The 23,636-nt window shown below is 72.6% G+C and carries 19 protein-coding genes; 11 read left to right on the top strand and 8 right to left on the bottom strand.

Annotated elements, in window-relative coordinates:
• Positions 1–30 precede the first annotated feature (30 nt).
• Together CRP52_RS28660 and CRP52_RS28655 are read right to left on the bottom strand one after the other, a co-directional pair.
• A complete protein-coding gene (locus tag CRP52_RS28660) occupies positions 31–2,487 on the bottom strand; it encodes an endo-beta-N-acetylglucosaminidase (RefSeq protein ID WP_097239037.1) in 2,457 nt (818 codons plus the stop codon).
• Between the two features lie 274 nt (positions 2,488–2,761).
• Complete coding sequence (locus CRP52_RS28655; RefSeq protein ID WP_097239036.1) at positions 2,762–3,802, bottom strand: LacI family DNA-binding transcriptional regulator; 1,041 nt, start codon at positions 3,800–3,802, stop codon at positions 2,762–2,764.
• Between the two features lie 137 nt (positions 3,803–3,939).
• On the opposite strand from CRP52_RS28655, the gene CRP52_RS28650 reads away from it, so the two are divergent.
• The 6 genes from CRP52_RS28650 to CRP52_RS28625 all read left to right on the top strand — a co-directional run bounded on the left by CRP52_RS28650 (position 3,940) and on the right by CRP52_RS28625 (position 12,824).
• A complete protein-coding gene (locus tag CRP52_RS28650; RefSeq protein ID WP_097239035.1) occupies positions 3,940–5,229 on the top strand; it encodes an ABC transporter substrate-binding protein in 1,290 nt (429 codons plus the stop codon).
• Between the two features lie 159 nt (positions 5,230–5,388).
• Positions 5,389–6,261 (top strand): carbohydrate ABC transporter permease, encoded by an 873-nt coding sequence (locus CRP52_RS28645; RefSeq protein ID WP_097239034.1) that lies wholly within the window; start codon positions 5,389–5,391, stop codon positions 6,259–6,261.
• Between the two features lie 4 nt (positions 6,262–6,265).
• Positions 6,266–7,216 (top strand): carbohydrate ABC transporter permease, encoded by a 951-nt coding sequence (locus CRP52_RS28640; RefSeq protein WP_257032896.1) that lies wholly within the window; start codon positions 6,266–6,268, stop codon positions 7,214–7,216.
• Positions 7,217–7,311: 95 nt separating this feature from the next.
• A complete protein-coding gene (locus CRP52_RS28635; RefSeq protein ID WP_097239033.1) occupies positions 7,312–8,577 on the top strand; it encodes a glycoside hydrolase 5 family protein in 1,266 nt (421 codons plus the stop codon).
• Between the two features lie 103 nt (positions 8,578–8,680).
• Complete coding sequence (locus CRP52_RS28630; RefSeq protein WP_097239032.1) at positions 8,681–11,749, top strand: alpha-mannosidase; 3,069 nt, start codon at positions 8,681–8,683, stop codon at positions 11,747–11,749.
• A gap of 88 nt (positions 11,750–11,837) precedes the next feature.
• Positions 11,838–12,824 carry an ROK family protein gene (locus tag CRP52_RS28625; protein ID WP_097239031.1) on the top strand — a complete coding sequence of 329 codons (987 nt, stop codon included), beginning with the start codon at positions 11,838–11,840 and terminating at the stop codon, positions 12,822–12,824.
• Positions 12,825–13,107: 283 nt separating this feature from the next.
• On the opposite strand, the gene CRP52_RS28620 is transcribed toward CRP52_RS28625, so the two are convergent.
• The 6 genes from CRP52_RS28620 to CRP52_RS28600 all read right to left on the bottom strand — a co-directional run bounded on the left by CRP52_RS28620 (position 13,108) and on the right by CRP52_RS28600 (position 17,686).
• Positions 13,108–13,503 (bottom strand): DUF2267 domain-containing protein, encoded by a 396-nt coding sequence (locus CRP52_RS28620; RefSeq protein WP_097239030.1) that lies wholly within the window; start codon positions 13,501–13,503, stop codon positions 13,108–13,110.
• Between the two features lie 295 nt (positions 13,504–13,798).
• Positions 13,799–14,401: an acyl-CoA thioesterase gene (locus tag CRP52_RS38555; RefSeq protein WP_179852952.1), complete on the bottom strand. Its 603-nt coding sequence runs from the start codon at positions 14,399–14,401 to the stop codon at positions 13,799–13,801.
• Entirely contained in the window at positions 14,398–14,709 is a 312-nt protein-coding gene (locus CRP52_RS38550) for a hypothetical protein (protein ID WP_179852951.1), read from the bottom strand. Before CRP52_RS38550 ends, CRP52_RS38555 begins: the two co-directional genes overlap by 4 nt.
• A 321-nt stretch (positions 14,710–15,030) precedes the next feature.
• Positions 15,031–16,428, bottom strand: coding sequence for an NAD(P)/FAD-dependent oxidoreductase (locus tag CRP52_RS28610; protein WP_097239028.1), 1,398 nt, complete (start codon positions 16,426–16,428; stop codon positions 15,031–15,033).
• Between the two features lie 107 nt (positions 16,429–16,535).
• Positions 16,536–17,033: a flavoprotein gene (locus CRP52_RS28605; RefSeq protein ID WP_097239027.1), complete on the bottom strand. Its 498-nt coding sequence runs from the start codon at positions 17,031–17,033 to the stop codon at positions 16,536–16,538.
• Positions 17,034–17,200: 167 nt separating this feature from the next.
• Positions 17,201–17,686, bottom strand: a complete 486-nt coding sequence (locus CRP52_RS28600; protein WP_097239026.1) for a cysteine/serine endopeptidase inhibitor — start codon at positions 17,684–17,686, stop codon at positions 17,201–17,203.
• A gap of 304 nt (positions 17,687–17,990) precedes the next feature.
• Here CRP52_RS28600 and CRP52_RS28595 point away from each other — a divergent pair, with 304 nt between their 5' ends.
• The 5 genes from CRP52_RS28595 to CRP52_RS28575 all read left to right on the top strand — a co-directional run bounded on the left by CRP52_RS28595 (position 17,991) and on the right by CRP52_RS28575 (position 23,634).
• Complete coding sequence (locus CRP52_RS28595) at positions 17,991–18,206, top strand: hypothetical protein (RefSeq protein WP_097239025.1); 216 nt, start codon at positions 17,991–17,993, stop codon at positions 18,204–18,206.
• Between the two features lie 555 nt (positions 18,207–18,761).
• Complete coding sequence (locus CRP52_RS28590) at positions 18,762–19,763, top strand: TauD/TfdA dioxygenase family protein (RefSeq protein WP_097239024.1); 1,002 nt, start codon at positions 18,762–18,764, stop codon at positions 19,761–19,763.
• A gap of 67 nt (positions 19,764–19,830) precedes the next feature.
• Positions 19,831–21,048, top strand: coding sequence for an ROK family transcriptional regulator (locus CRP52_RS28585; protein WP_097239023.1), 1,218 nt, complete (start codon positions 19,831–19,833; stop codon positions 21,046–21,048).
• A gap of 27 nt (positions 21,049–21,075) precedes the next feature.
• Positions 21,076–22,665 (top strand): ABC transporter substrate-binding protein, encoded by a 1,590-nt coding sequence (locus CRP52_RS28580; RefSeq protein ID WP_097239022.1) that lies wholly within the window; start codon positions 21,076–21,078, stop codon positions 22,663–22,665.
• Between the two features lie 24 nt (positions 22,666–22,689).
• Positions 22,690–23,634, top strand: a complete 945-nt coding sequence (locus tag CRP52_RS28575) for an ABC transporter permease (protein ID WP_097239021.1) — start codon at positions 22,690–22,692, stop codon at positions 23,632–23,634.
• Positions 23,635–23,636 lie beyond the last annotated feature (2 nt).

Below are 23,636 nucleotides of genomic sequence, written 5' to 3'. Positions count from 1 at the left end.
GAGATCGAACTTCCGAAGACCAGGGCGGGGCTATACGCCCCAGGCCTCGAACTCGTAGATGCGGGCGGCCGGATCGGTGCTCTGGGTCGGCTTGGTGACGACCAGCCGCACGTAGCGAGCGGTGGTGTTCACCGGATGGGTGGTGGTACCGGCGGTGTTGCCGGTGACGGTGGCGACCGTCGTCCAGGGGTCGCTCGTGCCGGACCGGACCTGGACGGAGAAGTCACGGGTGTTGTACGAGGCGCTCTCGCCGCCCGCCGACGCGTGCTTGACCACGAACTTCGACAGCTGCTTCGCCGAACCGAGGTCCACCTCAAGCCACTTGGCGGAGGTCAGCGTGCACCACTTGTCGCTGTTACCGCCGTTCACGCTGCCGTTGACGGCCTTGCCCGGGCCCTCGTTGGTGTTGCACTGGCCGGAGGCGGTGGCCGGCCGGTTGAGCGCCAGGTTGCCCGAGGTCGGCGGCGTGCTGTTCCACCCCACGCTCGTCGAGGCCGCGTTGGAGCGTCCGTAGGTGGTGGACACGGCCTCGACGTCCAGCGTGGTGGCCGCTTCGCCGCCGGCCCGGTCGAGGCGGCCGACGAAGTAGGCGTCGTTGGGCGTCGCGCCGAGGAAGGTCCGGCTGCCGTCGGCGTTGCGCCGGTACACCTCGTAGTGGTGCACGTTGCCGCCGGGCGCCGCCGTCCAGGACAGCCGCAGGGACTGGCTGGAGCCGGCCGTCACGTCGCTCGCGCCGAGCACGGTGAGGCCGCTCGGCGCCGCCGGGGTCTCCACCGTGCCGTCGTACACGGCGATTCGGCCGACCCGCAGGTCGTACGCGGGGTCGGAGCCCTCGACCCGGAGCGCGATCTGGGCGATGGTGCGGCCCGCGTACGGGGAGAGGTCGAGGGTGTGGCGCTCCCAGCCGCTGCCGGCGTCCGCTCCGACGTCGATCGTGGTGAAGCTGTTCGGCGCGTCGGTGAAGGCGACGGCGGCCTTGAGCTTGGTCGGCCCGGCGGCCGGGGTCTTGACGACCAGGTCCAGCTTGGTGGTGGCGGCGACCGGCAGCTTGGTCTCGTACAGCCGGACGGTGTTGGCGGCGTCCAGGGTGCCGGTGAGCCGCAGCGAGGAGCCGCCCTGGTAGGAGTCCGTGAAGTCGACGGACGGGGTCAGCCTGCTGCCGCCGGAGTCGACCACCCAACGGTAGGTGGGCGGGACGTCCTGGAGCGAGAGGTTGTTCCAGCCGCCGGTGGCCACCCGGGTGCCGGCCGCGTTGTAGAAGTCGCCCTGCCCGGTGTCGAAGTTGGTGACGAAGGGCTTGGCGGTGATCGGTGAGGACTCGGCGACGTAGCCGGCCAGGCCGGGCCAGCTCGACGAAAGATCCGTACGGGACGGGTCGCTGGCGGCGCCGACCCAGTAGCGGGCGTCCTTGGTGTAGAAGTCGGCGCGGTCGGTGGCGGACTTCCAGGTCCACTCCGGGCGGTAGAGGCCCAGCGAGGTGGTGTGCGGGCTGCCGGGCGGGAAGAGGGTGTTCCAGTCCACCGAGGAGTTGTAGCCGTTGGCCTCGGTGTCGATGCCGGAGTAGAGCTCGTACTCGCTGCGGCCGAGTTGGCGGGCGAGTGTGCGCGAGGAGTCCAGGCCGCCGGCCGACCAGTCGAAGTTCAGGAACATCGAGTCCGAGGTCCGCTTCGAACCGTCCTGCAGGAAGGGCGAGTTGGCGGAAGTGAGGGCGTTCTGCCAGTTGACCGAGCCGGAGGTGGTCATCGCGTCGTACCACATGAACTCGGTGCCGCTCTGCGCCTTGGTGTACTGCATGAGGTTGCGCAGCTCGCCGGCGAGGGTCGAATCGCCGCCGCCGGTCTCCTGGTTGATGAACCAGCCGTCGAAACCGTAGTACTGCGCGGCCTGGGTGAGCTTGTCGGCGACGGGGTAGCGGCTGCCGGACTTCTGGACGAAGTCGCGCACCCACTGGAGCTGGCCGCCGTACGCGGCGGGCGGGAAGAAGACGGTGCCGTAGACCTTGACGCCGTTGCGGTGAGCGGCGTCGATCACCGTCGGGTTGGGGGCGAGGATCAGACCCTCGCTCGCCGAGCCGCCCCAGAACACCAGCTTGTCGACGTACTGCCAGTAGCCGAAGGCGTAGTAGTTGGGGTCGGCGGAGCCCTGCGAGGGGTTGTTGGAGGTGGGGGCGAAGGAGACCAGCGAGGCGATCTTCCCTTCGCCGGTACGGGCGTTGGGGTTGGCCTTGAGCACCGGGTCGCTGGTGCGCGGCTGGAGCGGGACGCGGGAGCGGTTGAAGCGGGCGTCCGGGTCGGTGGCCGGGTCCCAGGTGAGGATGGTGCCGGGGTACCAGTAGGAGGCGAAGGGCTGGCTGCCCGGGCCGGCCGCGGCGGTCGGCACCACCGCGGAAGCCGCGGCCGGTGGCGGCGCGGCCCAGGCCGCGGGGGTGGCGGTCAGCACCGCCGTCGCCAAGGCGGCGCTGAGCAGCAGAGGGAGGCGTCGTGACATGCGGGGCTCCGATCGCGCGGAGGGGGTGGGGGCGGGCCGGCCGTCGCGTACGGGGCCCGGGGTGCATGCGGGCGGTGCCGGTGCTGGAAACGCGTGCCGGGAAACGCGTGCCGGGAAACGCGTGCCGGAAGGCCGAAGGATTCCGGAGCAGAGCGCGCCGAGCGGGCCCGCTCGGCGCTGCGAGGCTAAACCGGTTCAGAATCGCTGTCAACGACTCGCGCAGCAACCACTCCGGAGGAGGAACCGGAGCTGGAACCCGCGACGGAAGCGCGGCTCAGGCCACGGAACCGGCCCCGCCACCCCCCGGCGGCGAGGTGGACTCCCGCACGGTCAGCCGCGGTGTCGGCATCTGCAGGTCCCGCCCCGGCCCGGCCTCGTCCAGCGCCTCCAGCAGGCTGCGCGCGACCTGCTCGCCGAGCGCGAAGGTGTCCCGGCTGAGCGCGGTCAGCGGCGGGTGGACGATCCGGGCCAGCACCGAGTCGTCGAAGGAGACGATGGACAGCTCCCCGGGCACCGCGACGCCCATCTCCCCGGCCACGCCGAGCCCCGCGACGGCCATCACGTCGCTGTCGTACACGATCGCGGTGGGCCGCCGGGCCCGGGAGAGCAGGGTGCGGGTGGCGGCCGCGCCCTCGGCGTCGCTGAAGTCGGTGGGCACCGACACCGCCTCCTCCAGGCCGAGCCGGCGCGAGGCGTCGCGCAGCGCGCGGATCCGCCGCTGGGTGTGCTGGAAGTGCGGCAGCCCGGCGAGGTGGGCGATCCGGCGGTGCCCGATGGCGGCCAGGTAGTCGACGATCGAGAGCATCGCCTCCCGGTCGTCGGCCCAGATCCGCAGCTGGTTGCCGCCCTTGCCGGGCCCGCCCAGGACGACGGCGGGCAGCCCGAGTTCGTCCAGCACCGGCAGCCGCGGGTCCTTGACCTGCAGGTCGACCAGGACGAAGCCGTCGACCCGGTGCTCGGAGGCCCAGCGGCGGTAGACCTCGATCTCGGCGGCGGTGTCCTCGACGACCATCAGGTGCAGCGCGACGGAGCTCGCCGAGAGCACCGCCTGGAGCCCGGAGAGCAGTTGGCTGAAGAACGGCTCGACGCCGATGGTGCGGGCCGGGCGGGCGATCACCAGCCCGACGGCGTCGGCCCTGGCGCCGCCGAGGGCACGGGCGGCGCTGTGCGGGCGCCAGTTCATCTCCTCGGCGACCCGCAGGATCCGGGCCCTGGTCGCCTCGCTCACGCCCGGCCGGCCGTTGAGCGCGAAGGACACCGCGCCCTTGGAGACACCGGCCTGGCGGGCGATGTCGGCGATCGTCGGTCTGCCCACAGATCCCGACTCCTCTCTTGACAGCCAAGTTTAGGCCGGAGCATAGTCCCTGCCAGAGCTGGACCGGTTTAGTTATGCAGGTTCTGAAACACACCCCCCACCCCATCCCAGAACCCCAGGACCACCGGGAGACCCTCATGCGAAGAATTTGGGCGGCACTGACGACAACGGCCCTCACCGCCGCCGCACTCACCGGCTGCGGGCTCGGTTCCGGCGACACCGGGAACAGCGACAGAGTGGCGAGTGCGGCCGCCACCGGCGAGGTCAAGGGCAAGGTCTCGCTCCAGACCTGGGCGCTCAAACCGAAGTTCACCGACTACATGCAGGGCGTCATCGACGGCTTCAAGAAGAAGTACCCCGGCGTCGAGGTCGAATGGCTCGACCAGCCCGGCGAGGGCTACTCCGACAAGGTGCTCAGCCAGGCCGCCGCCGGCACCCTGCCCGACGTGGTCAACCTCCCGCCCGACTTCGCCCTCCCGCTCGCCAGGAAGGACCTCCTGCTGGACGTCGCCAAGGCCGACCCCAAGCTCGCCGACGAGTACGTCGCCGGCGGCGTCGACGCCTACCGCTACGCCGGCCTCCAGGGCACCTTCGGCTACCCCTGGTACCTCAACACCGATGTCAACTACTGGAGTTCGGACCTCCTCACGCAGTACGGCCTGGACCCGAAGAAGCCTCCGACCACCCTGGACGAACTGATCGCCCAGGCTCGGGTGATGAAGGAGAAGTCCGGCGGCAAGGCCTACTTGATGAGCCGCAAACCCGGCATCGGCGACCTCTACAACGCCGGTGTGAAGATCATGTCCGACGACGGCAAGAGCTTCACCTTCAACACCCCCGAGGCCGCCGCGCTGCTCGACAAGTACCGCGACGCCTTCAAGGCGGGCCTGCTGCCGAACGACGTCCTGACCAACACCTACGCCGGAAACTCCAAGCTCTTCAACGCCGGCACCGTCGCCTGGACGACCGCCGGCGCCAACTACATCACCAGCCTCGCCACCGACAACCCGACGCTCGCCCCGAAGGTCGTCCCGTCCCCCGCGATGGCCACCCCGCCGCTGTACGTCCAGGGCCTGTCCATCCCCAAGGGCACCAAGAACCCGGCCGCCGCGGTCGCCCTCGCCCGCTGGGTCACCAGCGCCGAGAACCAGGCCGCCTTCGCCCACCTGACCAGCATCTTCCCGTCCACCAAGGCTTCGGCGAACGACCCGTTCTTCAGCAGGAGCGACGGCAGCAACGCGGGCGACGCCAAGGTGATCGCCTTCAAGTCGCTGGCCGAGGCCAAGCTCATCCAGCCGGTCCAGGTCGACGACGCGATGAGCACCATCGTCAACCAGCAGATCGCCCTGGCCATGAGCGGCGACGCCGGCTCCAAGCAGGCGCTGGACTCCGCCGTCGAGCAGTGCAACAAGCTGCTCAAGGGCTGAGCCCACGCCCGGGGCTGATCCCCGCTGCCACACAACCGCCCCACCCGGCACCGGCGCAGCGGCGGGCCCCGCACACCCGCCGCTCCCGGGAACGACCCGCACCCGCCCCGCACCCGCACCATCCCCCCGGCCCCACTCCCGGCCCAGGAAGGCAGGCGCATGACCCACCGGCGTTGGTTCACTCCCTGGCTGCTCGCCGGGCCCGCGATCGTCTGGCTGGCCGTCTTCAACCTCTGGCCGGCCGTCAACACGGTGATCCTGTCCTTCACCAACGCCAAGCCCCTGGGCGGTGGGCAGTTCACCGGCCTGGAGAACTACGGCCGGCTGCTGGACGACGAACAGCTCGCCGACGCCCTGCTCAACAGCATCGTCTTCATGCTGGTCTGCCTGCCCCTGCTGACCGTCCTGCCGCTGCTGCTCGCCCTGCTCGTCCAGCGCAGGATCCCCGGCATCACCTTCTTCCGCACCGCCTTCTACACCCCGGTGATCGCCTCCGCCGTCGTGGTGGCGCTGATCTGGGGCTGGGTGCTGGACGACCGCGGCCTGGTCAACGGAGTGCTCCAGCAGAGCGGGCTGACCGACTCCCCGGTGTCCTTCCTGACCGGCCGCTGGCTGCTGCTGTTCAGCGCGATCGCCCTGACCGTCTGGAAAGGCCTGGGCTACTACATGGTCATCTACCTGTCCGCCCTCGCCAACGTCCCGCGCGAGCTGCACGAGGCGGCGGCCGTGGACGGTGCCGGGCCGCTGAGCCGGTTCCGGCACGTCACCCTGCCCGGGGTCCGGCCGACCATGGTCCTGATCTCCGCGCTGATCTCGGTGAGTTCGCTGCGCGTCTTCTCCGAGCTGTACGTGCTCTCACACGGCCAGGGCGGCCCCGGCGGGCGGGACATGTCGGTGGTGATGCTGATCCAGATGTACAGCCGCGGCTTCAACGGCCACCTCGGCTACGCCTCCGCGCTCAGCCTGCTGCTGTTCGTCGTCACGCTCGGCCCGATGCTGTTCCTGATGCGGCTCAACCGGAAGGCGGCCTGACCCCGTGACCACCAGCCGCACTCCCGCGACCAGCGTCCGCCCTCCCGCGTCCACCGCCCGCACCAGGGCCGTGCACGGCCCCCGGGGCTCCCGGGGCTCCCGGGGCTCCCAGGGCTCCCGGGGCTTCAACACCCCCTCCCCCGCCGACACCGCCGTCCGCTACCTGCTCCTGCTGCTCGTCCTGCTCCTGGTCATCGGCCCCTTCCTCTGGCAGCTGTCCACCTCCCTCAAGGGCCCGGCCGAGGACGTCTACACCAGCACCCCGGCCTTCCTGCCCGACCAGCCCACCATCGGCAACTACGGCAAGGTCGCCGACACCGTCCCGGTGTGGACCTACGCGCTCAACTCGGTGATCGTGGCCGCGGTCTGCATCACCGGCAACGTGGTCGGCTGCACCCTGGCCGGCTACGCGCTGGCCCGGCTGCGCTTCCGCGGCGCCAAGCTGCTCCTCGGCCTCCTCCTCGCCACGCTCGTCCTGCCCGGCGAGGTCACCATCGTCTCCCAGTACGTGCTGGTGCGCAGCCTCGGCCTGGCCGACACCCTGGCCGGCGTCGCATTGCCGGGCTCGGTCGCGATGCTCAACGTGCTGCTGATGCGCACCGCCTTCGCCGCCGTCCCGGCCGAGCTCGACCAGGCGGCGCTGGTGGACGGCGCCAACGTCTGGCAGCGGCTGTGGCACATCGGCCTGCCGAACGTGCGCGGCATGCTCAGCGTGATCGTGATCTTCACCTTCATCGGCGCCTGGGACGACTTCCTCTGGCCGCTGATCGTGCTCAACGACCCGCAGAAGTACACCCTCACCGTCGGACTGCAGTACCTCAACGGCACCTTCTCCGCCAACCCCCGGCTGATCGCGGCCGGCACCATGATCGCCTTTCTGCCGATCGTCGTGGTGTTCGGCGTCTGCCAGCGCTTCTTCTTCCAGGGCGTCGAGCAGGGAGCCGTCAAGGGCTAGGACCTGCCCTCGGGCGTCCTGTGACGCGCCCCAGGCGAAGTCCGGCCCCGGCCCACCGTCCGTACGCCCCACCACCGTCGAGGAATCCACCGAAGATGACCGGCACCCCGCAGGCGCCCCGTTTCGGCGTCAACTACACCCCCACCGTCGGCTGGTTCCACCACTGGCTCGACTTCGACCTCGACTCCGTACGCGCCGACCTCGACTCCATCGCCGCCCTCGGCCTGGACCACGTGCGGGTCTTCCCGCTCTGGCCGCTGTTCCAGCCCAACCGCACCCTGATCCGCCCGCGCGCCGTCGACCAGTTGGCGGCCCTGGTGGACGCGGCCGGCGAACGCGGGCTGGACGTCGCGGTGGACGGCCTGCAGGGCCACCTGTCGAGCTTCGACTTCCTGCCCTCCTGGACCCGGACCTGGCACCGGCGCAACCTCTTCACCGACCCCGAGGTCGCCGACGGCCAGGCCGCCTACCTGCGCACCCTCGCCGAGGCGCTGAACGGGCGGCCCAACTTCCTCGGGATGACGCTCGGCAACGAGATCAACCAGTTCTCCGGCGCCCCGCACCCCGACCCGGACCGGGCCACCCCCGCCGAGGCCGAGGCCTGGCTGCGCCGGATGCTCGCCGCCTGCGAGGCGGGCGCCCCCGGCCGGCTGCACCTGCACGCCTCCTACGACGCCGCCTGGTACCTGGACGAGCACCCGTTCACGCCCTGGCACTCGGCCCGGATCGGCGCCGCCACCGCCGTGCACTCCTGGGTGTTCAACGGCACCGCCCAGCGCTACGGCGCCCGCTCCACCGCGACCGCGCAGCACGCCGCGTACCTGGTCGAGCTGTCCAAGGCCTGGGCGGAGGACCCGGCCCGCCCGGTCTGGCTGCAGGAGGTCGGAGCGCCCGCCCCGCACATCGCCCCCGGGGACGCCGCGCGCTTCACCGGCGCCACCGTCGAGGCGGTGCTGGACTGCCCGGACCTGTGGGGGGTCACCTGGTGGTGCTCGCACGACGTGGACCGCTCGCTCGCCGACTTCCCCGAACTCGAATACGGCCTGGGCCTGTTGACCACCGACCGGATGGTCAAGCCGGCCGGCATCCGGCTCGCCGAGGCCGCCGCCGAGGCCCGCCGCTGCTGGCAGCCGCCGAAGCCGCGCGGCACCGCCGTGGTGGTCGCCACCGGCGACGAGGTGAACTCCCCCGAGCGCTCGGTCTGCGGCCCCGGCGGTCCGGTGTTCGAGGCGTTCATGCGCCTCACCGAGGCCGGGGCCCGCCCGACCACCGTGCTCGCCGAGCGCGCCGAGGACCGGGCGCACCTGGCCGCGCGCGGCATCACCGAGGTGGTCCGCCCCGAGGACGTACGTTCTCCCTGACCCACCGCCCCGCCGACCGACCGACCCGCTGTCCCACCGATCCATCGCCCCACCGCCCTCGCGCGACTGTCCCTCCCGCCTGCACGCAACGGAGCCTGCCGACATGCACGATGACCGCACCCTGGTCGAGTCCCGCCTCAAGCGCGTCCTGGAGGAGCGCATCCGCCCGGCCGTCTACCCCGAGTCCGTCCCGCTGGAGGTCGGCATCTGGACGGCGCCGGGCGAGCCCGTCCCGGTCGCCGAGGGCCTGGCCGCCCCGCGGACCCCGATCGCGGTCGGCGACTCCTGGGGCGCACCGTGGGGCACCAGCTGGATCACGGTGACGGGCACGGTGCCCGAGGCCTGGGCGGGGCGCACCGTCGAGGCGCTGATCGACCTGGGCTTCGACGCCAACATGCCCGGCTTCCAGTGCGAGGGCCTGGTCTACCGTCCGGACGGCAGCCCGGTGAAGGGCCTGAACCCGCAGAACCAGTGGGTGCGGATCGCGTCCCCGGCGGCCGGCGGGGAGCAGGTGCTGCTGCACGTCGAGGCCGCCTCCAATCCGGTGATCCTGGACTACCACCCCTTCCTGCCCACCGAGTTGGGCGACAAGGAGACGGCCGGCGACCGGCCGCAGTACCGGCTGGCCCGGATGGACCTCGCCGTCTTCGACGAGACGGTCTGGCAGCTGGTGATGGACCTGGAGGTGCTCGGCGAGCTGATGGCCGAGCTGCCGGTGGAGGGCGCCCGCCGCTGGGAGGTGCTGCGCGCGGTCGAGCGGGCGCTGGACGCCGTCGACCTGCAGGACGTCAACGCCACTGCGGCCCGGGCACGTTCGCACCTCGCCGGGGTGCTGGCGGCGCCCGCCGTGCCGTCCGCGCACCGGATCAGCGCGATCGGCCACGCGCACATCGACTCGGCCTGGCTCTGGCCGCTGCGCGAGACCGTCCGCAAGGTGGCCCGCACCACCGCCAACATGACGGCGCTGCTGGAGGACGAGCCGGACTTCCTCTACACCATGTCCCAGGCGCAGCAGTTCGCCTGGATCAAGGAGCACCGCCCCGAGGTGTACGCCCGGGTCCGCAAGGCCGTGGCGGAGGGCCGGTTCGTGCCGGCCGGCGGCATGTGGGTGGAGTCCGACACCAACATGCCCTCCTCGGAGGCGATGGCCCGTCAGTTCGTGCACGGCAAGCGGTTCTTCCTGGACGAGTTCGGCGTGGAGAACCACGAGGCCTGGCTGCCGGACACCTTCGGCTTCGCCGGCGGCCTGCCGCAGATCATCCGCAACGCGGGCTCCCGGTGGCTGCTGACGCAGAAGATCTCCTGGAGCCAGGTGAACCGGTTCCCGCACCACACCTTCCTGTGGGAGGGCATCGACGGCACCCGGATCTTCACCCACTTCCCGCCGGTGGACACCTACAACTGCTCCATGAAGGGCAGCGAAATCGCCCATGCGGCACGGAACTTCAAGGACAAGGGGGTGGCCCGGCACTCGCTCGCCCCGACCGGCTGGGGTGACGGCGGCGGCGGCACGACCCGCGAGATGGTCGCCAAGGCGGCCCGGATGCGGGACCTGGAGGGCTCGGCCACCGTCCGCTGGGAGAAGCCCGCCGAGTTCTTCGCCAAGGCCGAGGCCGAGTACCCGAACCCGCCGGTCTGGGTCGGCGAGCTCTACCTGGAGCTGCACCGGGCCACGCTGACCAGCCAGGCGAAGACCAAGCAGGGCAACCGGCGCAGCGAGAACCTGCTGCGCGAGGCCGAACTCTGGTGCGCCACCGCCGCCCTGCGCACCGGCGCCGGGTATCCGTACGAGCAGCTGGACCGGATCTGGAAGACCGTCCTGCTGCACCAGTTCCACGACATCCTGCCCGGCTCGTCCATCGCCTGGGTGCACCGCGAGGCCGAGGCCACGTACGCGGCACTGGCCGGGGAGTTGGAGGAGCTGATCGGCGCGGCCCAGCGGGCGCTGGCCGGGCAGGCCTCGGGCGGGCGGGAGTTGGTGTTCAACGCGGCGCCGCACGCGCGTTCGGCGGTGCCGGCGGGCGGGGCCTCGGCCGCCGCGGTGTACGGCCCGGACGGCACGGACCGCCCGGCCGGCACGGACTGTACGGCGGTCGAGCGGCCCGAGGGCGGCTTCACGCTGCGCAACGGCCTGGTGGAGGTCGTGGTGGACGCCGACGGCCTGGTCGCCTCGGTGGTCGAGGTCGCGAGCGGCCGGGAGACCGTCGCGCCCGGCAGCCGCGCGAACCTGCTGCAACTGCACCCCGACTTCCCCAACATGTGGGACGCCTGGGACGTCGACCAGTTCTACCGCAACACCGTCACCGATCTGACCGGCGTGGACTCCCTCACCGCCTCGTGCACTGCCGGGCGGGCCTCGGTGCGGATCGCCCGCTCCTTCGGTTCCTCCACCGTCGTGCAGACGCTCACCCTGCGGGCCGGCGAGCAGCGCCTGGACATCGACACCGAGGTCGACTGGCACGAGACCGAGAAGTTCCTCAAGGCCGCGTTCCCGCTGGACCTCCACACCGAGCGCTACGCCGCCGAGACCCAGTTCGGCCACCTCCACCGGCCCACCCACACCAACACCAGCTGGGACGCCGCCAAGTTCGAGGCCTGCAACCACCGCTTCGTCCACCTGGAGGAGCCCGGCTGGGGCGTCGCCCTGGTCACCGCCTCGACCTACGGCCACGACGTCACCCGCACGGTGCGCGACGAGGACGGCGGCACCACCACGACCGTCCGCTTCTCGCTGCTGCGCGCCCCGCGCTTCCCCGACCCGGAGACCGACCAGGGCCTGCACCGCTTCCGGCACGCCCTGGTCCCGGGCGCGACGATCGGCGACGCCGTCCGCGAGGGCTACCGGATCGGCCTGCCCGAGCGCCGCGTCACCGGCTCTGCCGAGCGGGTCGCGCCGCTGGTGGCAGTGGACGAGGACGCGATCGTGGTCAGCGCGGTCAAGCTCGCCGACGACCGCAGCGGGGACCTGATCGTCCGCGTCTACGAGGCGGGCGGCGGCCGCGCCCGGGGCCGGCTGACCACCTCCTTCCCGCTGGCCGACGCCGTCCCCTGCGACCTGCTGGAACGGCCCTGGGACGGCACCCGCGGCGAGGTCGCGGTCGAGGACGGCTCGGTGCGCCTGGCGCTGCGCCCGTTCGAACTGGTCACCCTGCGGCTGCGCGCAGCCGAGTAGCGACAGGGCTCCGGGCCCTGCTCTACGCTGTGCGGCGCCCCGCCCCTCACCGGCCGGGGCGCCGCCCCTACCTCCACTGGAGCTCATCGTGCCTTCCACGCCGCTGTTCGCCGCCGTCGACATCGGCGGCACCAAGATCGCCGGAGCGCTGGTCGACGGCGCCGGGCGGCTGCGGCACTCGCTCCAGCTGCCCACCCCGGCGACGGAGTCGGGCGCGGCCGTGCTCGCCGTCGTGCACAAGGTGCTGGACCAGCTCTCCGGTACGGCCGACTGGGCCGCCGTGACGGCCGTCGGGATCGGCAGCGCCGGCCCGGTCGACCTGGTCGGCGGCACCGTCAGCCCGGTCAACATCCCCGGCTGGCGCGGCTTCCCGCTGGTCGCCGAGGTCGCCGCGCACCCGGCGGTGGCCGCGCACCCGGCGGTGGCCGGGCACCCGACAGCGGCCGGCCGCCCGCCGGCGGCCGGCGGCGCGCTGCCTGTCCGCCTCGCCGGGGACGGCGTCGCGATGGCCGCCGCCGAGCACTGGCAGGGCGCCGCCCGGGGCGCCGCCAACGCGCTCTGCCTGGTGGTGTCGACCGGTGTCGGCGCCGGGCTGGTGCTCGACGGCGCCGTGCGCCCCGGCCCCAGCGGCAACGCCGGGCACCTCGGGCACATCACCGTCGACCTGGACGGCGAGCCCTGCCCCTGCGGCTCCCGCGGCTGCCTGGAGGGCCTTGCCAGCGGCACCGCGATCGCCCGCCGGGCCCTCGCCGAGGGCTGGCGGCCGGACGGCGAGGACCGCTCTGCCCGCGCCGTCGCCGCCTCCGCCGCCGCGGGGGATCCGGTCGCGCTCGCCTCCTTCGACCGCGCCGCCCGGGCCCTGGCCGCCGGGATCGCCGCCACTGCCGCCCTGGTGGACCTCGACCGGGTGGTCATCGGCGGCGGCGTGGCCACCGCCGGGGACCTGCTGTTCGCCCCGCTCGCCCGCCACCTGGACCGCTACGCGGCCCTCTCGTACATCCGCGGCCTGGACGTGCGCCGCGCCGAACTCGGCACCGACGCCGGGCTGATCGGCGCCGCCGCCCTCTGCCGCTGAGCCACCTCCGCCGAGCCGACTCGGCTGAGTCACCTCGGCCGAGCCAGGGGATTCCCCTCGCCCACCGAGGAGTTCACGTTCTCCGGGCCCGACCGGACTCCCCGACGGCGCCGGACTCGCCCTTCCGGCAGGCGGGTCCGCCGACCTGCCCCCGGGCGCCGGGCCGGTCGGGCTGACCGGCCCGGAGGCGGAACTGCACCGGGCCACCACCGGGCCGCCACCGGGTGACGCCCGGCGCGACCGCTCGGACGGATGCAGGCCCTCGGGCGCCGGGTACCGGCGCTCAGGCCGGCGTCGGGTGCCCGAACAGCAGGTCGTAGCCCGCCGGAAGCTGCTCGACCACCCGGTCGACCAACTCCCCGGGAACGAGGTCCGCCAGGGTGCTGAGCACCGCCCCGATGTCCCACTGCGCCGTCGCAGGGGTCGCCCCGTCGATCCAGCCGACCACGGCCTGGACGAAGCGTTCGGCGGTCAGCGGCTCGCTCGCGGGCTGGGCGTCGCGCAGCAGCGAGGCGTACGTCCCGGGCAGCGCGTCGGCGAGTTCGCTCCGATCGGAGCCCACCAGGTGCTCGCCGAGCAGGGCGAGCACGACCCGGGCGGCGTGGTCGGCCTCCGCCTCGCCCCGGTACTCGCCGCGCTCCACGACGCGGGCGAGGAAGTCCTCCCAGGAGATGGTCATCGCGTCCTCCTTCCGGTCGGCGGGACCGGTAGGGCCGACGGCGCTCTGCGCCTGGACCGGGGAGGGGAGGTCGCAGCCCGTGACCGCCGTGGGACGAACCGGTTGCCCGTGCTGCTCAGCGTAACTCCGCCCGGGGCGTTCGGAACCGGCCGGGCACCGGGAAGCCGGTCCGGCGGATCGACGCCGTTGTCGATCACGCCGCCGGCCCGGGCACCGGCCCGGGATCGCGCGCCGCCACAGCACGGCTGCAGCGCGGTGCGGCTGCGGCTGGCACCGATCGGACGCCGAGCGGTCCTCAGCCCGCCGAGGCGCGACACCGCCGCCGCGGCCTGCGCGCGGACGACCGCCCGCCACCGGCGGCCCCCGAGGCCACCGAGGTCACCGGCGTCACCGCGGTCACCGAGGTCACGCGCTGCGCCGGCGCCGTCGCCGTCGCGGTGGTCCTCGCCGAGGCCAGCGCGGCCTCGGTGCGCGCCGTGTCCGGCATAAACGCCGACAGAAAGCGCCGCTCGTTCTCGCTGAGTTTGCGCGAGCGGCCGGTCTCGCGGTCCCGCGCGACCACCACGGTCCGCGCCCGCATAAACGTCCGCGGATCCCGGCAGACATTCACCTCGACGTGCGCGGAACTCCGTCCGAGCCGTTCCACGGTGAGCCGGACCGCCAATGGCTCGGGCTGGTGGTGCAGCTGCTCCAGGTAATCGATCTCGTGCCGCGCGATGATGAATCCGGACGGGAACAGCGATTCCCGGACGGCGGTCGCGTGGTGGCAGAACAGGTCGTAAATCCCCTCCTGGATGTAGCCGACCAGCCGGGCGTTGTTGATGTGCCCGTTCTCGTCGACGTCGCTCCACCGGGTGGGGCAGGACAGCACGTGCGCGCCCGGGTGCACCGCGCTCACTGCTGCGTCAGCCCGGCACCGGCACCGGCGGGGAGCAGCGCGCGCTGGAGCCTGGCGTAGTAGGCGGAGTGTTCGGCTGCCATCCGGGCCGCCGTCCAGCCCTCCTCGGCGGCCTCCGCGGCCGCCTGGACGACCAGGCTGTCGAGCACCGCGTCGACCGACCGGCACAATTCGGCGACGGCCGCGAGCCGCTCGGTCACATCGGATCCGCCCGGCGCGTTCCGGGCCGGGAATGCGGACAGCGACTCGACCGCGAGCTGCAGATCGTCGAGCGTGTCCGGCCGGTTTTCCGAAGGGGAATTCCGCATGTTTTTCTCCATGACTCATTCGGCCATTACGGCCCGGTAGCTGGCGTTCGAATGCACCTGATCGGTGCCGACCCCCCGACGCCTTCGACGCTATCCCAGCCGACCGGGGTCGACGGATGGTTTTCGGACCGCGACGGGAAACTGACTTCCATCGGAGTAGTTTGCCGGGGTACACAATATGCCCCATCAGCCGAATGCTGTCCGCAATTCGGGTGGTATCGCCGACGCGAGCTCCAAGATCGACTACTCCGGGCCTCAGATCTGCTAATAGCCACTCCACCACCTCCCTCGTGCCGGTCCCACCCTGCCGCCCCGCCGCACCTACCGCCCCGCGACCAGGTCGGCGAGCCGGGCGATCGGCGAGGTGGTGGCCCGTCCGGTCGCCTCCTGCCGGTCGGCCGCGTGGTAGGCGGCGTACATCGCCTGCACCCCGAGCCAGCGCAGCGGTTCCGGTTCCCAACGCCGCACCGTGTGGCCCACCCAGGGCAGCCGGGTCAGTTCGCTGTCCCTCCCGAGCACCAGGTCGCACAGGGTGCGCCCGGCCAGGTTGGCCGTCGTCACCCCGCTGCCGACGTACCCGCCGGCCCAGCCGAGCCCGCTCGACCGGTCCAACTCCACGGTGGCGCACCAGTCCCGGGGGACACCGAGCACGCCCGCCCAGGCGTGGTCGATCCCGGCCGTCGCGGCAGCGGGGAAGAACCGGTCCAGGATCGCGCGCAGTTGGCGCACCGTCTCCGCCTGGGTGCTGCCGTCCGAGTCCGTCCGCGAGCCGAAGCGGTACGGGATCCCGCGTCCACCGAGCGCGATCCGGTCGTCGGCGGTGCGCTGCGCGTACATGTAGGCGTGCGCGAAGTCCCCCAGCACCTCGCGGCCCTGCCAGCCGGTCTCCGCCCAGAACCCGGCGGGCAGCGGCTCGGTGACGACCATCGCCGAGTTCATCGGCAGCCAGGTCCGCTTCTCGCCCCGCAGCCCTGCGGTGAACCCCTCGGTGGCGCGCAGCACATGGTCGGCGGTGACGGTGCCGAGCGGGGTGACGGCGCGGGGCCTGCGGTGGGCGGTCCCGGGGAGGCCGGGGAGGATCGCGCCGACGGCCGTCCCCTCGTACACCTCGACTCCCGCGTCCCGTACGGCCCGGGCCAGTCCGCGCACCAGCTTCGCGGGCTGGATCCGCGCACCGTACCGGGACCAGCAGCCGCCGAGCGTGCCGGCCACCGCTACCCGGTCCGTGGCCTCCTCGGCGCTCAACAGCTCGACCCGGTCCGCCCCGTACGCCCGCTCGGCCCGGACGAAGGCCCGAAGCCGCTCCAACTGCGGCCGGTTGCGGGCGACTTCCAGCACACCGCTGCGCACCAGGTCCGCGTCGATCCGCTCGGCGACCGTGACGTCGACGACCTCGCCGACGGCCTCGTCCATCACCCGCTGCATCGCCGCCGCCCGCTGCTGCCCGTACCGCCGGGCGAATGCGGCGCGCCCCGCGAAGCCGTTGTACAGCCAGCCGCCGTTGCGCCCCGAGGCGCCGTAGCCGCAGAAGCGCTGCTCCAGGACCGCGATCCGCAGCGAAGGGTCGGCCTTCTTCAGGTAGTAGGCCGTCCAGAGCCCGGTGTACCCGCCGCCGACCATGCACACGTCGACGTCCCGGTCCCCCGGCAGCCCGGGCCCGGGCTCGGGCACCCCGTCCGCCGCGTACCAGAACGACACCCCGCCGTTGACCGCCGCCACCGGACACCTCCTGCACCCTCGCCGACCTGCCCGGACGCTACCTCCGGACGATCGGCGTGGACCACCCCGCACAGTGCCAGGATCGCCGGCCGCGATCAGCCACCCTGTCAGTCCCGCAGCAGCTCCAGGGCTCGCGTCCAGCTGTACGCCCCCGGCACGAACTCCGCGACCCGCACCCCCATCGCCCGCAGCCTCGCCAGGCTCTGCTCGTACGCCGGATGCGCGGCCTGCGCAGCGCTCAGACACGGCTGGACGGCGACCGGGATCCCCCACCCGTAGGACTCGCAGAGGATCCCGAGCGCGAGCGTGTCCGAGATCCCCAGGGCCCACTTGTTGACCGTGTTGAACGTCGCCGGGGACACCACGATCGCCTCAGGGTCCGGCAACGGCCGCGGCGCCCCCGGCCTGCGCCAGGCCGACCGGATCGGATACCCCGTCTGCGCGGTGATCGCCTCCGCGTCGATGAACCCCATCGCCTGCGGAGTGGCCACCACCCCCACCTGCCACCCCTCCGCCTGCGCGGCCGCGATCAACTCCCCGACCCCGCCCGCGACCCCCGCCGCACACACCACGACGTACAGCACCGGCTTCCGCACCTCGGACACCCCGCAACCCCCGCTCTCCAACACTCTCGAACCGTCGACGGATCCCAGAACAGTAAGCCGCCGACACGGCCGGGGACGGTGTCGGTGGCTTCGGGGCCGTCGAAGCCGATGCCGCTGCCCGCCCCCGGTGAGCTCGCGGGGGCGGGCAGCGGCGTTCGCGGGGCCGGTCAGCCGATGGTGGAGCCGGCGATCGGGGCGGACAGCTCGACGGTCTCACCCTTCAGACCGGTCTTGACGAACTGCCAGGTGAGGCCACTGATGACGCCCTTGTCGAGCGGGGCCAGCTTGGCGAAGGCGGGCTGGCTGAGGTCGATGTGGGTGGAGTCGCAGGAGGGGCACTGGTCCTTGACCGGGACGATGATGGTCTTGCCCTGGTAACTGACCTTGACCGAAATGCCCTTACAGACCGGGTCGTTGTTGGGGTTGGCGGTGGTCCACCAGGTGTGCGAGACGGCGACCAGCATCTGGGAGGAGGCGTTGATCTGGGTGCCGCAGGCGCCGTAGCCCGAGTCGGTGTAGTAGGTGGCCTTGCCGGTCATGGGCTTGTTGATCGGGATCGCGGCGCTGGCGGTGCCGGCGGTGAAGGCGATGAGAGCGGCTGCGGCGAGCGGGGCGCCCGCGAGGATCCTGAGGTTCTTGCCGATGGCGCGCATGGTCGTTCCCTCCGGTTGCAGTGCTGGCAGACGTACTGCTGGCCATGGGCGTGACAGAGCGAAGTCGCGCCCTCTGCAAGGAAGTTCAGCGACTCCGTGTCCGCCCGGTGAAGGGAACGTATGCGCCCGTCCTCGGTATGGTCCAGACCTCCGCGATGTTGGCATGAACACAAGGCAAGGATCTTTACGAATGCGTCCGAAGGGGCGAAGATACGTGACCGCACCGACACGGAGGGTGTTGACAGTCCGTCACCCGCATGCCCGCACCTCGCATGCCCGCACCCCGCACCGGAGGCCCCGTCCCATGCGTCGCACCGTTCTCGCCGCCCTGTTCCTCGGCGCCCTCCTGGTCCCGGCCGGCACCGCCACCGCTGCCGCCGCCGACTCCACCGCCACCGGCTCCACCCCGCGCGAGGTCAACCAGGGCTACAGCATCCCGGTCGGCGGGGTGACCGACCTCGGCGCACTGCCCGTCCTCGGCAGCCTCGGGCTGGACTTCGCCCGGCTCCTCGGCCAGTAGCATCCACAGCAGTCACGGAACGTAACGGCGCGCCGCCATCCGGGCAGGCCGAAGCCCCGGCGCGGGAACCCCCGCGCCGGCCCGGAATTACTTCCGCTCCGAAAATTAGTAACCCCCGCACCCGCAGGACAAGGCCGAACGCCCGCGCGAAGCGCGCCCGCCATCCGCCCGCCATCCGCCGCAACGGGCCGACACAGTCCGCAAGCGGCCGAAACGAAGCGGCAACAGCCTTTCCCACCAGGCAAGATGACGATTGACAGGCGGGCGCGGGCGTCCGCACCATGAAGCCCGAGCCCACTCGCAACGAGCCGGAAGGAGGGCCGATGCACACCGCCGTCCGCCCCGTTCCCCGCCGTTGCCGGCGCCGCTGTTGTCGCGGCGCGCTCGCGTTCTGACCGTCCGCACGACCGGACCGGCCCCCTTCACCCCGCCTTCCGTGCACCCTGCCGCGCCCTGCCGGGCGCCGCGGACCCGCGCCCCACCGCGCCCGCCGCGCCCCGCCACACCCGTTGTGCATCACTCACCGTCACCACACGCACCCGAAAGGGCCCCGCCATGACCACCACCCCGACCGCCCCGACCACCGTCCCGACCGCGACCACCACCTCGGCCACCACCCCCACCGCCCTGCGCCTCACCCCCGCCGCCGGCCGCCTCGGCGCCGTCGTGCACGACATACGCCTGGGCGGCGACCTCCCCGCCGAGACCGTCACCGCCCTCGAAGCCGCCCTGTACGAGCACAAGGTGCTCTTCTTCCGCGGCCAGCAGCACCTGGACGACGCCGAGCAGGAGGCCTTCGCCCGCCTGCTGGGCCACCCCGTCGGCCACCCCACCGTGCCCAGCGCGGACGGCCGCTACATCTTCGAGCTGGACGCCACCAAGGGCGTGCGCGCCAACAACTGGCACACCGACGTCACCTTCGTCCCGTCCTACCCCAAGGCCTCGATCCTGCGCGCCCTGGAGGTCCCGCCGGCCGGCGGCAGCACCGTCTGGGCGAACACCGCGGCCGCCTACCGGGACCTGCCCGCCCCGCTGAAGGTCCTCGCCGAGTCCCTGCGCGCCGTCCACACCAACGACTACGACTACGCCGCCCGGCTCGCCCTGCGCCCCGAGCTGGCGAACAACGCCGAGGTCGCCAAGCTGTTCCGGGACGTCTTCGTCTCCACCGCCTTCAAGACCGAGCACCCGGTGGTCCGGGTCCACCCCGTGACCGGCGAGAAGTCCCTGCTGCTGGGCGCCTTCGCGCAGCGGATCCAGGGTGTGTCCGGCGACGACAGCAAGGCGCTGATCGACCTCTTCCAGCGCTACGTCGAGCGGCTGGAGAACACCGTCCGCTGGGACTGGCAGGTCGGCGACGTGGCGATCTGGGACAACCGCGCCACCCAGCACTACGCGGTCGCGGACTACGGCGACGAGCCGCGCCTGGTGCGCCGGATCACCCTGGACGGGGACCTGCCGGTCGGCGTGGACGGCGCCCCGAGCCGCCTGCTGGAGCCGGCCGACCCGCCGCGGGTGCCCGGCCTGGTGCCCGCCGCGGAGCTCGAAGCAGCCCACTGACCCGCAACGACCGCCCCGCTACGACCGCCCCGAACCCGCCGCCCGACGACTCCCCGCGAACGAGACCATGCCCACGACCCTCCGCGCCGGCGATGACCGCCGGGACGCCAACGCCGCCGCCGTCCTGCGCACGGTGCTCGACCACGGGCCGATCGCCCGCAGCCGGGTCGCCGAGCTCACCGGGCTCAGCGCCTCGGCGGTCTCCCGGCAGACGGTGGACCTGGTACGGCTCGGACTCCTCAGCGAGCGGCCTGAGTTGGCGGGCGGCGGCACCGGTACGGTCGGCCGCCCGCAGCTCCCGCTGGCCGTGGACACCGACCAACTCGCCGTCGCCGGACTGCACATCGGCGTGCCGTACACCACCTTCGCGCTGCTCGACCTGCGCGGCCGGGTGCTGCGGCGCAAGGAGGTCTCCAACCGCGGCCGGACCGGACTCGCGGTGCTGAAGCCCCTGCTCGCACGACTGCCACGGCTGATCGACGCCCTGGCCGGCGGCCGTACGGTGGTCGGGCTGGGCGCCGTGAGCGGCGGCTCGGTCGATCCGGAGCGCGGCCTCGTGCTCCGCCACGGCCCGCTGGACTGGCAGGACCTGCCGCTGCGCGCGCTGCTGCGGGAAGCCACCGGGCTGCCGGTCCGGGTGGACAACCACGCCCGGGCGCTCACCCAGGCGGAGATCCTCTTCGGCCACCCGGCGGCCCGCCGCAGCATGGTCCAGCTGTTCGTCGGCCACGTCGTGGACGCGGCGCTGGCGGTCGCGGGCACGGTCCACCTGGGCCCGCCCTCGACCACCGGCGACCTCGGCCACCTGCCGGTCACCGGCACCGTCACCGACCCGGACGCGCAGAGCGAGGCGCGCTGCCACTGCGGCCGGCTCGGCTGCCTCTCGGTGGCCGCCTCCGACACCACGCTGTTCGAGGCGGCCGCCGCCGCGGGCGTCACCGCCGAGCCCGACCGCGCCCAGCTGATCGCGGCCGTCAAGCGCGGCGACCCGGGCGCGGACCGGCTGGTCCGCAACCGCGCCCGGATCATCGGCCGCGCCCTGGCGCTGCTCGCCGACGTGGTCAACCCCGACCTGCTGGTCCTCACCGAGACCTTCTCCTTCCTCGACCCGCGCTACCTCGACGTCGTCCGCGCCGAGTTCGCGCTCCGCTCGCACCTGCGCCGGGACGCCGACCTGCTGATCGCCCAGCGGCGCGGCCCGGACGTCCTCGCCGTGGCGGCCGGCACCCCGGTGCTCGGCGAGCTGTACGCCGGGCCCGTCCGCGCGCTGGCCCACCACCACTGACCGTCGTCCCCCTCCCGAAGGACCGCCATGACCGCGCTCACCCGTCCCTCCGCACCGAGCCGCCGCGCCCTGCTGCGCGCGGGCCTCGCCGGCGCCGGCCTGCTGACGCTCGCGGCCTGCCGGTCCGCCGTCGACGAGGCCTCGAACTCCGCGAAAACGGCGGGCAGTTCGGACGCCCCCCGGAAGGGCGGGGTGCTCTCCGTGGCCACCGGCGTCGACTTCACCCCGAGCCTGCTGTTCGCCCAGAGCGCCAACACCCTGGTCCAGCGACTCGTCTTCAACACCCTGACCAGGTACGACGACCAGCTCCGGCCGCAGCCCGAACTCGCCACCTCCTGGCAGGTCGCGCCGGACGGGCAGAGCGTCACGCTCAAGCTCCGCGAGGACGTGCTGTTCCACAGCGGCCGCCGGTTCACCGCCGACGACGTGGTCTTCGCGGTCAAGAACCTCCAGAACCCGGCCCGTTCGGCCCAGTTGCGCTCGACCGCCGCCACCGTCACCGACTTCCGCAAGAACGGCGACTTCGAGCTGACCCTGGTGCTCGCCCACCCGGTGAGCAACCTCTTCGACCTCTTCGAGTTCATGATCATCCCGGACTCCGGAACCGTCGAGGACGCCGTCGCCGGCACCAGGCTGATCGGCACCGGCCCGTTCACCCTCACCGACCGCAAGCCCGGCTCCTCGCTCACCTTCGCCCGCAACGAGACGTACTGGAACCCCGGCCGCCCCTACCTCGACGGCGTGGAGATCCGGATCGTCCCGCAGGCCGAGTCCCTGCTCTCCTCCCTCAAGACCGGCCAGACCCACCTGTCGTACAACGTCCGCGGCAAGGACGTGGCCGCCCTGCGCACCGACCCGCAGTTCCGGATCACGCAGTACGACACCGGCGCCGGCGCCCACTACATCGGCGTCAACGTCACCGCCGAGCACGTCGGCGACAAGCGCGTCCGCCAGGCCATCGCCTGGGCGGTCGACCGCGACCGCTTCGTCCAGCAGGCCCTCGGCGGCTACGGCAGCGTCTCCTCAATACCCTGGCCCAAGTCCTCCCCCGCCTACACCGAGGCCGGCGCCACCCACTACCGCCACGACCCGGACAAGGCCCGCGCCCTGCTCAAGGAGGCCGGACTGGAGAAGCTCACCCTGCCCTTCGCCCACTCCAGCGAGCCGGGCTCGACCGCGATCGCCCAGATCCTGCAGTACGACCTCCAGCAGGTCGGCATCGAGACGGTGCTCCAGCCCACCGACTCGCCGACCATGCAGAAGCAGCTCATCTCCCAGTCCATGCCCGCCCTGTGGACGCTCAGCCACGGCTTCGCGCAACTCCACCCGGCCACCCTCGCGGTGAGCGCCTACCCCTTCAACGAGGCCAAGAACAGCTCGCACTTCGCCTCCCCCGCCTACACCGACGTGGTGCAGCGGGCCTGGAACCGCAGCGACAGCGACAGCCCCGAGGCCAAGGCCCTCTACCAGCAGATCACCGACGTGCTGCTGGACGAGGAGTTCGTGATCGACCTCGCCATCGCCGGACTGGTCGAGGTCGCCGGCCGCAGGGCCCAGGGCGCCACGCTCAACAAGTTCGGCTACCTCAACCTCGACGACGCCCACCTGACGGCCTGAGCAGGACGGCCCGGAACCCGACCCATGCGCACCTTCCTCCTCAAACGCCTCCCCAGCGGACTGCTGGTCCTGGCCCTCGCCTCCTTCCTGGTCTTCCTCATCCTCCGCCTCATCCCCGGCGATCCGGCCACCTCTCTGGCCGGCCCGGACGCCTCCCCCGCCACCGTCGAGGCCATCCGCACCCAACTCGGCCTGGATCGGCCGCTGTTCGGTCAGTACCTCAGCTGGCTCGGCCACCTGCTCGGCGGCGACCTCGGCCCGAGCTACGCGATCGGCGGCCAGGTCGCCGACCTGATCGGCAACGGCCTCGGCGCCACCACCCAACTCGCCCTGGGAGCCCTGCTCCTGGTGGTACTGATCGCCCTGCCGCTGGCAGTGGCCGGAGCGACCGCCCAACGCCGACCGGCCGCCGCCGCGATCCAGGCATTCACCACCGCCGTCCTCGCGATCCCGCCCTTCGTCACCGGCGTCGTCCTGGTCCTGGTCTTCGCCGTCTCACTCCACCTGCTCCCGGCCGGCGGACAGCAGTCCCTGCTGGACGCCCCGGACCTCGCCGTCCAGTACCTGGCGATGCCCGCGCTCTGCCTGGCCCTGCCCAGCGCCGCCGTGCTCGCCCGCTACCTCAAGGACGGCATCGAACGCGCCCTCGCCGAGGACTACGTCCGCACCGCGACCGCGCTCGGCGTCTCCCGGCGGCGGATCGTCTGGCGGCACGCACTGCCCAACGCGCTGCCCTCCGCCGTCACCGTCCTCGGCCTGCAGATCGGCCAACTCATCGCCGGGGCCGTCCTGGTGGAGCGGATCTTCGCCTGGCCGGGCCTCGGCCAGCTGATCGAGCAGGGCGTCGCCCGCCGGGACTACCCGGTGGTGCAGGACCTGCTGCTGCTCGTGGTGGCGGTCTACGTCGCCGTCCAGCTGCTCACCGACCTCGCCTACGCCTGGCTCGACCCCCGGATCCGCTGGGAGTGACC

The sequence above is a fragment of the Streptomyces sp. 1331.2 genome, from assembly GCF_900199205.1.
Lineage (GTDB): Bacteria > Actinomycetota > Actinomycetes > Streptomycetales > Streptomycetaceae > Kitasatospora.
The sequence above is the reverse complement of the archived record's forward strand: the minus strand, read 5'-3'. Positions and strand labels throughout refer to the sequence as shown.

What these genes read in the sequence shown, in the direction of transcription:
- CRP52_RS28630 (WP_097239032.1), top strand. Translation starts at nt 8,681, where the DNA reads ATGCACGATGACCGCACCCTGGTCGAGTCCCGCCTCAAGCGCGTCCTG.
- CRP52_RS28660 (WP_097239037.1), bottom strand. Translation starts at nt 2,487, where the DNA reads ATGTCACGACGCCTCCCTCTGCTGCTCAGCGCCGCCTTGGCGACGGCG.
- CRP52_RS28585 (WP_097239023.1), top strand. Translation starts at nt 19,831, where the DNA reads ATGCCCACGACCCTCCGCGCCGGCGATGACCGCCGGGACGCCAACGCC.
- CRP52_RS28645 (WP_097239034.1), top strand. Translation starts at nt 5,389, where the DNA reads ATGACCCACCGGCGTTGGTTCACTCCCTGGCTGCTCGCCGGGCCCGCG.
- CRP52_RS28600 (WP_097239026.1), bottom strand. Translation starts at nt 17,686, where the DNA reads ATGCGCGCCATCGGCAAGAACCTCAGGATCCTCGCGGGCGCCCCGCTC.
- CRP52_RS28580 (WP_097239022.1), top strand. Translation starts at nt 21,076, where the DNA reads ATGACCGCGCTCACCCGTCCCTCCGCACCGAGCCGCCGCGCCCTGCTG.
- CRP52_RS38550 (WP_179852951.1), bottom strand. Translation starts at nt 14,709, where the DNA reads ATGCGGAATTCCCCTTCGGAAAACCGGCCGGACACGCTCGACGATCTG.
- CRP52_RS28575 (WP_097239021.1), top strand. Translation starts at nt 22,690, where the DNA reads ATGCGCACCTTCCTCCTCAAACGCCTCCCCAGCGGACTGCTGGTCCTG.
- CRP52_RS28650 (WP_097239035.1), top strand. Translation starts at nt 3,940, where the DNA reads ATGCGAAGAATTTGGGCGGCACTGACGACAACGGCCCTCACCGCCGCC.
- CRP52_RS28620 (WP_097239030.1), bottom strand. Translation starts at nt 13,503, where the DNA reads ATGACCATCTCCTGGGAGGACTTCCTCGCCCGCGTCGTGGAGCGCGGC.
- CRP52_RS28635 (WP_097239033.1), top strand. Translation starts at nt 7,312, where the DNA reads ATGACCGGCACCCCGCAGGCGCCCCGTTTCGGCGTCAACTACACCCCC.
- CRP52_RS28595 (WP_097239025.1), top strand. Translation starts at nt 17,991, where the DNA reads ATGCGTCGCACCGTTCTCGCCGCCCTGTTCCTCGGCGCCCTCCTGGTC.
- CRP52_RS28590 (WP_097239024.1), top strand. Translation starts at nt 18,762, where the DNA reads ATGACCACCACCCCGACCGCCCCGACCACCGTCCCGACCGCGACCACC.